The following is an 11245-nucleotide window of genomic DNA, read 5'->3' on the forward strand; positions in this document are numbered from 1 at the left end:
GCGCTGTGGCTGCTGTCCATGGCGCGGTCGTGCTGGCGCCGGGCTGTCCGGCCCGCACATCCCTGTGCGGGCGTTCGCAAGTGCGTCCGAGCCGGATGGCTCGGACAAGCGCTCATGGCACTTGTAACAGGGCGTCTGCCATCCATGGCGTTGCGGTGTCGGCGCCGGGTTGTCCGGCCCGCACATCCGTGTGCGGGCGTTCGCGAATGCGTCCGAGCCGGATGGCTCGGACAAGCGCATTCGCTCACCCCCCGCCCAGGGCGTGGACGATCTCGACGTGGTCGCCGTCGGTCAGGACGTGGGCGTCATGGCGACCACGCGGGACGATCTCGCCGTTGACCTCCACCGCCACGCGGCGCCCGCCCAGTCCCTGGGCCTGCAGCAGGGCGGCGATCGTGCTGCCCGGATCGATGTCGGCGTTTTCGCCGTTGAGTCGGATGTTCATGCCGCGATTGTCCCCGTTCGCAGGGCGCGGCGCACGTTGCCCCCGCGAGCGGGCATGACGCAGTGCGGCGTGCTGCGCCCGACGTGTGGCGGGATCATCGCGGCAATGCGGTCCCGTACGGGGCCCGGTCGCCAACGGGCGGATAATCGCCGCCCTTTTTCAGGAGAGTCCCCCATGTCGTCGTCCAGGCCGATCCGTGCCGCCCTTGCCGTCGCGCTTGCCGCAGCGGCCGTTCCGGCGCTCGCCGCCGACACCTTTTCCCGCACCGTGTTCTTCGGCGACAGCCTGACCGATTCCGGCTACTTCCGGCCGGTGCTGGTGCGCGAGGTCGGGCCACAGACTGCGATCCTTGGCCGGTTCACGACCAACCCCGGCCTGACTTGGGCCGAGCACGTGGCCGATCGCTACGGCACCAACGCCAGTGCCAATGGCAACGGCCAGACCGGCGACAACTATGCCGTCGGCGGTGCCCGCGTCGCGATCGATACCGAGGGCGCCCTCGGTGCGACGCCTTCGCTGGCGACCCAGATGCGCACGTACCTGTCGGCCAATGGCGGCCGCGCCGATGCCGATGCGCTGTATTCGGTCTGGGGCGGCGCCAACGATCTGTTCGCGGTGGCGGCCAACCCCGGCCAGGCGCAGCAGATCATCGGCGCGGCGGTGACCGCGCAGGTCGGCCTGGTCGGCGCCCTGCAGGGCGCGGGCGCGCGTTATGTGCTGGTGCCGTCGATCCCGGACGTCGGGCTGACCCCGCAGTTCCGGGCCGGTGGCGCTGCGGCGATGGCGCAGGGCACCGCGCTGTCGGCGGCCTACAACGATGCGCTGTACGGCGGCCTCGCTTCCCAGGGCCTGCGGGTGATCCCGGTCGACACCTTCCACTTCCTGCAGGAAGTGGTCGCCGATCCCGCGCGCTACGGCTTCACCAACGTCACGTCGGTCGCCTGCGCCCCTGCAGGTGCCTCGTCGCTGTTCTGCAATCCGAACTCGCTGGTTGCGCCCGACGCGGCCGACACCTATCTGTTCGCGGACGGCGTGCACCCGGCCAGCCGCGCGCAGGCGATGATCGCCGATCTGGCCGTGTCGATGATCGACGGCCCGCAGCAGATCGCCGTGCTGCCGCAGTCGGCGTCGATGACCGGCCGCGCGCGTGCCGATCGCGTCGCCAACCGGATGAGCCTGGCCGCCGTGCCGGTCGAGGGCCGCCGCTGGTGGGCCGACGTGCGCGCCGACATGCAGCGTTACGACCATGGCGACACCTACGATGGCGTCGGCCCGGCACTGACCGCCGGTCTGGACTGGACGATGGGCACCGCGACCTTCGGCGGCTTCGTCGGCTACGGCCGGCAAGGCAACGACTGGGGCCTGCGCCGCGGCAGCTGGGACCAGAGCGAGGCGACCGTCGGCGGCTTCGCGCATTGGCGCAGCGCGGCCGGCGGCTGGGTGAACCTGCAGCTGAGCTACAGCTGGCTGGACTTCGACACCGACCGCGCCGTGCAGATCGGGCCGGCCACGCGAGTGCACAGCGGCCAGGCCGACGGCAGCAACACGACCGCTGCGCTGTATGCCGGCTGGACCTTCGGCAATGGCCCGCTGGAGCATGGGCCGGTGCTGTCGCTGGTGGGGCAGCGCATCGAGGTCGACGGCTTCGCCGAGAGCGATCCGGCGATGTCCACTTCGCTGGCCTACCCCTCGCAGGACATCGACTCGTTGATTGGCAGCGCCGGTTGGCAGTTCGCCTATGCCGGCGATGGCGGCGTGAGGCCGTATGCGCGGCTGACGGTCGATCGTGAGTTCGAGGACGCGCCGACCCAGGCCTGGGCCCGCGCGCAGTCGCAGCCTTCGATGCTGGACTATGCGGTGCCGGCCCGCGGCTACGACCGCAGCTATGGCACCGCGACGCTCGGCACCCAGGCGCGCCTGTTCGGCCTGGATGCCAATGTCGGCGCCACCCTGACGGTCGGTCAGAAGGCCGGCAGCCACACCACGGTGTTCGCGACCCTGGGCGCTGGCTTCTGACCGCCGCGCGGCCGGCACGCCGCCGCCCGCGCGGCGGCGTTGCCAAGCCGCGCCGCGGCGGCATAGACTGAGGCCCTGCGCGGGTGTAGTTCAATGGTAGAACTGCAGCTTCCCAAGCTGCTAGCGTGGGTTCGATTCCCATCACCCGCTCCAGTTCCAGCGGCGGCACCATCGGCGATGGTGCCGCCGTTTTCGTTGCAGCTGTTCCCGTCGATCCTCGATGCGGCCCGTCGGCGCCGCGTGCTTGCCCGGTCCTGCGATGAAGCTTGCGATCCTGTCCCGCAACACCAAGCTCTATTCCACGCGCCGGCTGGTCGAGGCCGCACGGACGCGCGGGCACACCGTGCGCGTGCTCGATCCGCTGCGCTGCTACATGCGCATCAGCAGCGAAGGCTTTTCGCTGCGCTACAAGGGGCGCCCGATCGAGGCCTTCGATGCGGTAATCCCGCGCTTCGGCACCTCGGTGGCGCGCTATGGCAACGCGGTGCTGCACCAGCTCGAGTTAATGGGCAGCTTTGCGCCCAATCCCTCGGCGGCATTCGCACGCGCGCGCGACAAGCTGCGCTGCCAGCAACTGCTGGCTGCCGAGGGCATCGGCCTGCCGGTCACGGTGTTTGGCGACAACCCCGACGACACCGACGACCTGCTGGCGATGCTCGGCCCGCCGCCGCACGTGATCAAGCTCAACGAAGGCATGCAGGGCGCCGGTGTCATGCTGACCGAAAAGCCCTCGGCGTCGCGTGGCGCGGTCGAGGCCCTGCGCGGCCTGTACGCCAACTTCCTGGTGCAGGAATTCATCGCCGAAGCCCAGGGCGCGGACCTGCGTTGCTTTGTGGTCGGCGACCGGGTCATCGGCGCGATGCAGCGGCAGGCACCGGCGGGGGACTTCCGCTCCAACCTCCATCGCGGCGGCAGCGCGAGTGCGGTGGCGGCGACTGAGGAAGAGCAGGCGGTCGCGGTGCGGGCCGCGCAGGTGGTCGGTCTGGGGATCGCCGGGGTCGACTTGATCCGTTCGGACCGGGGGCCGCTGGTGCTCGAGGTCAACGCCTCGCCGGGCCTGGAAGGCATCGAGGCGGTAACCGGGCAGGATATCGCCGGAGGCATCGTCGAACATCTGGCCGCACGGGTCGGGGCGGGACGCCCGCGACGGACACGTCGCAGCGGCTCCAACGGAACCTGAACGTTTTTTTTCCGTATTTCGACGGATCCCACCCCTAATCTGAGCATCCGGAATGCGCTTGCGCTCTCTCTCCCGGCTTCGGCCGGGCGCAGCGGATAACGGCAATCGGGGCAACACTCCTTTGACCCGGGCGGCCAACGTCCGGGTCTTTTTGTATGCGTGGTCCTGACAACCGGCATGGAACCATATGGGGCTGTGCCATCATCCCTGCGCGGCGCTGATGCGACGCGTCACTCACGAGCCGAGAATCCGAATCGACATGCATATCCTCGTCATCGAAGACAACCAGGACATCGCCGCGAATCTCGGGGATTACCTCGAGGACCGCGGCCACACCGTCGACTTCGCCGCCGACGGCGTCACCGGCCTGCATCTGGCGGTGGTCCACGATTTCGATGCGATCGTGCTCGACCTCAACCTGCCGGGCATGGATGGGCTGGAGGTCTGCCGCAAGCTGCGCAACGATGCGCGCAAGCAGACGCCGGTCCTGATGCTCACCGCGCGCGACAGCCTCGACAACAAGCTCGCCGGGTTCGACTCGGGCGCCGACGATTATCTAGTCAAGCCGTTCGCGCTGCAGGAGGTCGAGGTCCGGCTCAATGCGCTGTCGCGGCGCGGCAAGGGCGCGCACACGCGCGTGCTGGAGGTCGGTGAGCTCGAGTACAACCTCGACACGCTCGAGGTGCGCCGCCAGGGCAAGCTGCTGCAGCTCAACCCCACCGCGCTCAAGATCCTGCAGTCGCTGATGGAGGCTTCGCCGGCAGTGGTCACGCGCCAGGAGCTCGAGACCCGTGTCTGGGGCGAGGAATTGCCGGACTCCGACTCGCTGCGCGTGCACATCCATGGCCTGCGCGCGGTCGTCGACAAGCCGTTCGATCCGCCCTACATCCAGACACGGCACGGTATCGGCTACCGGATCGCCGTGCCCGATGCCGCCAACTGAGGCCGCGGGGGGCCGCCCGGCCCGGGTCCGCGAGCGCCGCTACCGGCGGCGCCTGCGCAGCCGCATCATCCTGTCGTTCGTGTTGCTCGGGCTCGGGCTCACGACCCTGTTCGCGTTCCTGACCCAGGAAGCCCGAGATCGTGTCGAGACGGCGCTGGTCGAGGACCTGATGAATCGCAATATCGACGAGTACGCGCGGCGCTACTACGTCGATCCGACACGCAATCCGGCAGCGCCAGTGCAGCAGATCCAGGGCCGGGTGATTCGCCGTGACCGCTTCGAGCAACTGCGCCAGGAGCAGCCCGACTGGTACGACCTGGGTGATGGCATCCACAACCTCAGCGGCATCGACGAGGACGGTACGCCGTTCGCCTACAAGCTCGCCGTGCGCAAAATGCCCGACGAGTGGTTCTTCCTCGCCTACGACATGACCGAGACCATGCGTGGCGCGACCCAGTTCCAGCGGGCGATCTTCGGCTCGGTGGTGCTGGTCTCGCTGCTGTCGCTGCTGATCGGCTGGTGGTCGGCAGCGCGCGTGATGAGCCCGGTCTCGGAACTGGCCAAGCGGCTCAGCCGCTCGGGCGACAGTTCGCGGCCGCAAGCGCTGGCGCCGCATTTTCCCGACGACGAGGTCGGGCAACTGGCCAGCGCGCTGGACGACTACGCGTTCCGGCTGACCGAAGTGGTGCAGCGCGACCGCGAGTTCAACGCTGACGTCAGCCATGAACTGCGCACGCCATTGGCGGTCATCAAGGGCGCAGTGGAGTTGTTGCTGTCAAGGCCGGACCTGGACGAGAAGACCCGGACACGGCTGCTGCGCATCCAGCGTGCCGAGCAGCAGTGCACCGATCTGATCAGTGCGTTGTTGCTGCTCTCGCGCGAGGAGCGCGGTCACGGCGCGACCGACATCGGCCGCGTCGTCGAGCAGTTGTTCGATGCCCACCGGCCGCAACTGGTCGGCAAGCCGCTGGTGCTGCGCCTGGAGGCCGAGCAAGCGCTCGTCGTCGATGCGCCCGAGGCCGCCGTCACCGTGGCACTGGGCAACCTGGTCGGCAATGCGATCAAGTACACCCAGGAAGGCGAAGTGGTCGTGCGCGTCCATGCGCACACCGTGGAGGTTGCCGACAGTGGTCCGGGCCTGAGCGCGGAGGACGCGGCCCGGCTGTTCGAGCGCGGGTATCGCGGTACGCACGCCGAGCACTCGCAGGGCGGCGGGATCGGCCTGTCGATCGTACGCCGGCTGTGCGATCTCTACGGCTGGCAGGTGCGGGTGGTGCCCGGGGTGGTCCGCGGGGTCGTGGCGACCCTGTCGTTCCGGCCCGACTGAGCTGCGTCGCATAGGGATCGCCTCCTGCCGCCTCCGGGGCTGTCGACGAGCATGCGTGCTGCGGCGCGTGACGCTAGAGCCGGATCCACCAGCAGTCGAAATGGCGGTGCAGCGAGAACACGGTCTGCGACGCACCGGTGCCGCCGCGGCCGGTCTGGGTCACGCGCAGCGAGGACGGGGGCTGTACGCGCGTGCTGGCTGGCAGGTCCTGCACGCCGGTCCAGCCTGCGAACCCCCCCGGCGTGCGCGTTGTGGGGGCGGGTCGCTGCGCGACGATGTCCACCAGCGGCTGCTGCGCGATCGTGTCCAGCCGGTCGAGGATCCGATCGCTGCCGGCGCTGCTGATGCCGCGCCAGTGGTAGAGCGAGGCCAGGCGGTTGGTGTCGCGGCTGTCGATCGCGTAGCTCAATTCCTGGATCAGGCCGCGCAGGTGGCGCTGGCACCCGCTGCGGTAGGCGGTGACTGCGGCCGTGCCTGCGCCCCGCTTGGGACCGGTCGTCGCACCGACCGCGCTGCAGGCCCGGTCGGTGTAGACGGTGCCGCCGTCGGGCGCGACACAGCGCCGGATCTGGGCATGCGCCATCTTGCCAGGCGTCGCGGCGACGACGGCGAGCAGCGGAAGCAGCAGCGTGACGGCGTGGCGCGGCATCGGCGCAGCCTAGCGCCTGGTCAGTGACCGCGACAGTGACCTCAGGCCAGGCGGGAGAGGATGGCCTGGGTCGGCTTGGCCAGGTTGAGCGTGTAGAAATGCAACGCCGGCGCGCCGCCGGCGATCAGCCGTTCGCACAGGCGGGTGACGATGTCCGCGCCAAGCGCGCGGATCGCTGCCACGTCGTCGCCGTGGGCCGCCATGCTGCGCTGCATCCAGCGCGGGATCTCCGCGCCGCAGGCTTCCGAGAATCTGCGCAGCTGGCTGAAGTTGGAGATCGGCATGATGCCCGGCACGATCGGGACTTCGACGCCCGCGCGGCGCGCGTTGTCGACGAAGTGGAAGTAGGCGTCGGCGTTGTAGAAGTACTGGGTGATCGCCGCATCGGCGCCGGCATCGATCTTGGCCTTGAAGTGCGCCAGGTCCCGACGGGCGTCCTCGGCCTGCGGATGCACTTCCGGGTAGCAGCCGACCTCGATGCGGAAGCGGTCGCCGAACTCGCTGCGGATGAACGCGACCAGGTCCGAGGCATGGCGCAGGTCGCCGGGTTGGCCCATGCCCGAGGGCAGGTCGCCGCGCAGCGCGACGATGCGGGTGCAGCCGATCGCGCGATAGAGCTTGAGCAGCTCGCGGATCTCCTCGCGGCTGCCACCGACGCACGACAGATGCGGGGCCGCCTCCAGCCCGTGTTGCTGCTTGAGCCGGCGCACGGTCTCGGGCGTGTGGCTCAGGGTCGAGCCGCCGGCGCCGAAGGTGCAGGACACGTATTCGGGACCATACGCGGCGAGCTTCCCGGCCGTCCGGTGCAACTGCTGGCGTTGCTCGTCGGTCTTGGGCGGGTAGAACTCGAAGCTGATCGGGATCATGCGCGACCTGGAACGGAGGTGAGGCAAAAAGCATATCTCTTTATCGCGATGGATATAAGAGATTGTGGCAAGGAGGGGCGGGCGGGGGCGTTCCCATCGGCTTGACGCGGAGCTCACTAGGCTCCCGCCAGGACGTCGCACGCGGCGACCCGGTCCGGGCGCGTCCGATGCCTGTCGTTCGAGGAGTCCGAAATGAAAAAGTTCTTCAGGGTGGCCGTCGGCATTGTCGTCGTGCTCGCGATCGCAGTCGGCGTGTTCCTGTACTGGCCGCTGTTCGAACGCGCGCCGCCGGAACCCGAGAATGCCGAGCCGGTCGATGTGGTGCTGATCGGCGCCGGGATCATGAGCGTCACCCTGGCCACCTACCTGCAGGAACTCGAACCCGACTGGCGGATCGAGATCTACGAACGTCTGGACGGCGTCGCGCTGGAGAGCTCGGACGGTTGGAACAATGCCGGCACCGGCCACTCGGGGTTCGCTGAACTCAACTACACGCCCGAGCGCGAGGACGGCTCGATCGAGACCGCGCGTGCGGTCGACATCGCCGAGCAGTTCGAGATCTCGCGCCAGTTCTGGTCCCATCAGGTCGAGGCTGGGCGATTGGGGACGCCCACCGATTTCATCAATCCGACCCCGCACATGAGCTTCGTCTGGGGCGACGCCAACATCGACTATCTGCGTCGCCGTCACGCGGCGCTGTCCAAGGAGCCGTTGTTCCACGGCATGGCCTATTCGGAGGACCCGGCGCAGATCGCGCGCTGGGCACCGCTGATGATGGAAGGGCGGGACCCGGCCCAGCGGATCGCCGCGACCTGGATGCCGCTGGGTACCGACGTCAACTTCGGCGTGATCACCCGGCAGCTGACGCAGGCGCTGGCGCGCAGTCCCCGGTTCGGCCTGCACCTGCGCCACGAGGTGCGCAAGCTGCAACGGGAGGACGATGGCAATTGGACGGTCGCCGTGCACGACCTGGTGAGCGACCGGACGCGTTCGATCCGCACCCGGTTCGTGTTCGTCGGCGCCGGCGGCGCGGCACTGACGCTGTTGCAGCATTCGGGCATCCCCGAAGCCGCCAACTATGGCGGCTTCCCGGTCGGCGGCCAGTTCCTGGCAACCGACAATCCCGCGGTCACCGCACGCCACGACGTGAAGGCCTACGGCAAGGCCGACGAGGGCTCGCCGCCGATGTCGGTGCCGCACTTGGATGCACGCAGGCTCGACGGCAAGCCGGTACTGCTGTTCGGCCCGTTCGCGTTGCAGAGCACGCGGTTTCTCAAACACGGCTCGTGGTTCGACCTGTTCTCGTCGGTCAACAATCACAACGTGACCGGTATGCTGCGCGTCGGCGCCGAGAATCGCGACTTGGTGGGCTATCTGATCCAGCAGGCGCGGTTGTCGGATGCCGACCGGTTCGCGGAGTTGCAGAAGTACTACCCCGGTGCCGCGCCGGCCGATTGGCGTCTGGTCACTGCAGGGCAGCGCGTGCAGGTCATCAAGCGCGATCCGCACAAGGGCGCGATCCTGCAGTTCGGCACCGAGATCGTGACCGACGCCGACGGCAGCATCGCGGCGTTGCTGGGGGCCTCGCCCGGCGCATCGACCTCGCCCAAGATCATGCTCGACGTGCTGCGGCGTGCCTATCCCGAGCGCATGGACGGGGCGTGGCGCGATCGGATCCAGGCCATCGTGCCTTCGTACGGGCAGTCGCTGAACACCGATGTGGCGCTGACCAACCGCATTCGCGGCATGACCAGTCGCGTGTTGCATCTGCCCTACCTCGAAGTCCCGCCGGCCGCGGTCGGCGACGGGCAGCCGCCCGCCGCGAACGACGAGCTGCACGGCCCGGACGAAGGGCCGGACGAGGCCGCGCTCGATCGGCGCATGCAGGCACTGTGACCGGATGGGGGCGGCGCCTGTGGCCGCCTCCTCTTTCGCGGCGTGCGGCGGTACGCTGTCGCACCGCCAGCGTCATGCCCCGATGTCCATCGTTCTCACACCTTTCGCCCGTCCCCGTCTGTTTCCCCGCGTTCCGCGCGCCAACACGATCCAGGACACGACGCCCGAGGCCTTCGAGGCGCATCTCAACGCGCAGGCGCCGGTCGCGGTGCTCGACGGCTATGCGCCGTTCTGCAAGCTGCATGTGCATCGCAACTGGACGTCGACGCGTTGCCTGACCGTGCCGATCACCGAGGCGAACCGGCATCTGCTGCGCTCGGCCTACGAAGCGCGCAATACGGCCGAGTTGCCGGTGCTGGTGCGCTGGTTCGAGGGGGTGACCCCGCCGCGCGCGGCGTATCTGGTGGTGATCCTCTACAGCGCCGAGCAAGTGGCGAAGGAGGGCGCGCCGATCGACGCCGACTGGGGCGTGGTCGGCTGTCTGTACACCGCCGAGCCGGCGGAGATCCCGATGGCGCCGATCACGATGATGCGCAACGCGCTTGGGGTCGAAGAGGGCGGTTCGGGTGTGCCGCTGGACCCGGAGGCCTATCGGCGCAGCGTCGCGTTCTGGGAACGCAACGCCAACTGGCGTCCCTGATCGCGCGGGCGCCGAGGCTGCCATCGCGTCGTGGCATCGCGCCCGCACCGCCGAGGACTTACGGCAGCGGGTACAAGCGCACGCCCTGGACGACACGGTTCACCGTGCCCTGCGCATTCGGGCTGTCGGGCCGCACGCCCAGCGCCCGCGAGGCGTGGAACGCGAACAGCTGCGCCACCGCGACATAGGGCCACAGCAGGTCGAGATCGTGGGCGCGCGCGAGTCCGGTCACGCGCACCGCATCGCGCGCCGGGCCATGCGGGTCGGCGGCGGTGACCTCGATCACGCGCGCGGCCACGCCATCGCCGCGCAGTTCATCGAGCAGGTCGAGATCGTAGCGCCGGGTCAGCGGGTCGTTGGACACGAACACCACCACCAGCGTGCGTGCGGTGACGAAGGTCTTGGGGCCGTGGCGGAAACCCATCGGCGATTCGAAGCAGGTCGCGATCGCGCCGTTGGTCAGTTCGCCCAGCTTGAGCGCGGCCTCGCGCGCCAGGCCCTTGAACAGTGCGCTGCCCAGATACACCACGCGCTCGAACCCGCACAGTGCCAGCTCCTGGGTCAGCCCGCGCGCCTGCTGCAGCACGGCTTCGGTGGCCGACGCCATCGCGTGCACGCGCGTCTCCAGGGCGTGCGGCCCGCCCAGCGCGGCCAGTGTCGCGAGCATCATGCAGCTGAAGCTCGAGGTCATCGCGAAGCTGACGTCGTGGGTTTCGGGCGGCAGCAGCAGGGTCATCGACCGCTGCACCGCGACCCGGCCCAGCGCGCCGTCGACGTTGCAGGTCACCACCAGGTGGCGCACATCGGCGACCAGCGCCTCGGCCAGTTCGATCGCCGCCACGCTCTCGGGGCTGTTGCCCGAGCGCCCGAAGGACACCAGCAGCAGCGGCCGGCCGGGATCGAGATACAGCCGCGGCGCGCTGACCAGGTCGGTCGTGGGCACCGCGTCGACGCGCGCAGCGAGGGTCCGGTCGAGCCACGGTGCCAGGCATTCGCCGATATAGGCCGAGGTACCGGCGCCGGTCAGGATCACCCGCGCCGTCGGGTCGCCCGACACCGGCGCGATGAAGGCGGCGAGCTGCTCGGCCATCCCGGCGACCAGCGCCTGGGTGCGCAGGAGCATGCGCGGCTGCTGTTCGATCTCGCGCGCGGTCCACAGCGCGCCGCTGGCGGCCAGGTCGGGTTCGGGCAGGCCAAGAAGGTCAGGACTGGGCATCGGGGACGCAGGCATGGCGGTAGTCGTCGAGGGCGATGGCGATGTGGGCCATCACGAGGGCGGCGGG

General features: G+C 69.3%; 10 protein-coding genes and 1 tRNA gene. 7 read left to right on the forward strand and 4 right to left on the reverse strand.

Features of this window, described 5'->3' with window-relative positions; translation table 11 throughout:
* Positions 1-244: 244 nt before the first annotated feature.
* Positions 245-445: a sulfur carrier protein ThiS gene (gene thiS / locus ABE505_RS12735; RefSeq protein WP_346444594.1), complete on the reverse strand. Its 201-nt coding sequence runs from the start codon at positions 443-445 to the stop codon at positions 245-247.
* A gap of 174 nt (positions 446-619) precedes the next feature.
* On the opposite strand from thiS, the gene ABE505_RS12740 reads away from it, so the two are divergent.
* The 5 genes from ABE505_RS12740 (at position 620) to ABE505_RS12760 (ending at position 5911) form a co-directional block, all read left to right on the forward strand.
* Positions 620-2461 carry an autotransporter domain-containing protein gene (locus ABE505_RS12740; RefSeq protein WP_346444596.1) on the forward strand — a complete coding sequence of 614 codons (1842 nt, stop codon included), beginning with the start codon at positions 620-622 and terminating at the stop codon, positions 2459-2461.
* 79 nt (positions 2462-2540) lie between these two features.
* Positions 2541-2614 (forward strand) — tRNA-Gly (locus ABE505_RS12745).
* A gap of 106 nt (positions 2615-2720) precedes the next feature.
* Positions 2721-3641 carry a 30S ribosomal protein S6--L-glutamate ligase gene (gene rimK / locus ABE505_RS12750; RefSeq protein WP_346444597.1) on the forward strand — a complete coding sequence of 307 codons (921 nt, stop codon included), beginning with the start codon at positions 2721-2723 and terminating at the stop codon, positions 3639-3641.
* A gap of 259 nt (positions 3642-3900) precedes the next feature.
* Positions 3901-4584 carry a response regulator transcription factor gene (locus ABE505_RS12755; RefSeq protein WP_183426700.1) on the forward strand — a complete coding sequence of 228 codons (684 nt, stop codon included), beginning with the start codon at positions 3901-3903 and terminating at the stop codon, positions 4582-4584.
* Positions 4571-5911, forward strand: coding sequence for a HAMP domain-containing sensor histidine kinase (locus ABE505_RS12760; RefSeq protein ID WP_346444599.1), 1341 nt, complete (start codon positions 4571-4573; stop codon positions 5909-5911). The genes ABE505_RS12755 and ABE505_RS12760 overlap by 14 nt, the downstream gene beginning before the upstream one ends.
* Before the next feature lie 73 nt (positions 5912-5984).
* Here the strand turns inward: ABE505_RS12760 and ABE505_RS12765 are convergent, their stop codons facing one another.
* On the reverse strand, positions 5985-6560 hold the full coding sequence (locus tag ABE505_RS12765) for a hypothetical protein (RefSeq protein ID WP_346444601.1): 576 nt from the start codon (positions 6558-6560) through the stop codon (positions 5985-5987).
* Positions 6561-6601: 41 nt separating this feature from the next.
* Positions 6602-7426 (reverse strand): methylenetetrahydrofolate reductase [NAD(P)H], encoded by an 825-nt coding sequence (gene metF / locus ABE505_RS12770; RefSeq protein WP_346444603.1) that lies wholly within the window; start codon positions 7424-7426, stop codon positions 6602-6604.
* A 192-nt stretch (positions 7427-7618) separates the two neighbouring features.
* Here metF and mqo point away from each other — a divergent pair, with 192 nt between their 5' ends.
* Together mqo and ABE505_RS12780 are read left to right on the forward strand one after the other, a co-directional pair.
* Entirely contained in the window at positions 7619-9322 is a 1704-nt protein-coding gene (gene mqo / locus ABE505_RS12775) for a malate dehydrogenase (quinone) (RefSeq protein ID WP_346444604.1), read from the forward strand.
* An 82-nt stretch (positions 9323-9404) separates the two neighbouring features.
* Positions 9405-9962 carry a DUF3228 family protein gene (locus ABE505_RS12780; RefSeq protein WP_346444606.1) on the forward strand — a complete coding sequence of 186 codons (558 nt, stop codon included), beginning with the start codon at positions 9405-9407 and terminating at the stop codon, positions 9960-9962.
* Positions 9963-10020: 58 nt separating this feature from the next.
* On the opposite strand, the gene ABE505_RS12785 is transcribed toward ABE505_RS12780, so the two are convergent.
* Positions 10021-11178, reverse strand: a complete 1158-nt coding sequence (locus ABE505_RS12785; protein ID WP_346444608.1) for an SIS domain-containing protein — start codon at positions 11176-11178, stop codon at positions 10021-10023.
* Between the last annotated feature and the right edge of the window lie 67 nt (positions 11179-11245).

It is taken from the genome of Luteimonas sp. TWI382, assembly GCF_039674545.1.
Lineage (GTDB): Bacteria > Pseudomonadota > Gammaproteobacteria > Xanthomonadales > Xanthomonadaceae > Luteimonas.

Excerpts from the sequence above, each read along its gene's own strand:
- thiS (WP_346444594.1), bottom strand. The coding sequence starts at position 445 with ATGAACATCCGACTCAACGGCGAAAACGCCGACATCGATCCGGGCAGC.
- ABE505_RS12740 (WP_346444596.1), top strand. The coding sequence starts at position 620 with ATGTCGTCGTCCAGGCCGATCCGTGCCGCCCTTGCCGTCGCGCTTGCC.
- rimK (WP_346444597.1), top strand. The coding sequence starts at position 2,721 with ATGAAGCTTGCGATCCTGTCCCGCAACACCAAGCTCTATTCCACGCGC.
- ABE505_RS12785 (WP_346444608.1), bottom strand. The coding sequence starts at position 11,178 with ATGCCCAGTCCTGACCTTCTTGGCCTGCCCGAACCCGACCTGGCCGCC.
- ABE505_RS12780 (WP_346444606.1), top strand. The coding sequence starts at position 9,405 with ATGTCCATCGTTCTCACACCTTTCGCCCGTCCCCGTCTGTTTCCCCGC.
- mqo (WP_346444604.1), top strand. The coding sequence starts at position 7,619 with ATGAAAAAGTTCTTCAGGGTGGCCGTCGGCATTGTCGTCGTGCTCGCG.
- ABE505_RS12765 (WP_346444601.1), bottom strand. The coding sequence starts at position 6,560 with ATGCCGCGCCACGCCGTCACGCTGCTGCTTCCGCTGCTCGCCGTCGTC.
- ABE505_RS12760 (WP_346444599.1), top strand. The coding sequence starts at position 4,571 with ATGCCGCCAACTGAGGCCGCGGGGGGCCGCCCGGCCCGGGTCCGCGAG.
- metF (WP_346444603.1), bottom strand. The coding sequence starts at position 7,426 with ATGATCCCGATCAGCTTCGAGTTCTACCCGCCCAAGACCGACGAGCAA.
- ABE505_RS12755 (WP_183426700.1), top strand. The coding sequence starts at position 3,901 with ATGCATATCCTCGTCATCGAAGACAACCAGGACATCGCCGCGAATCTC.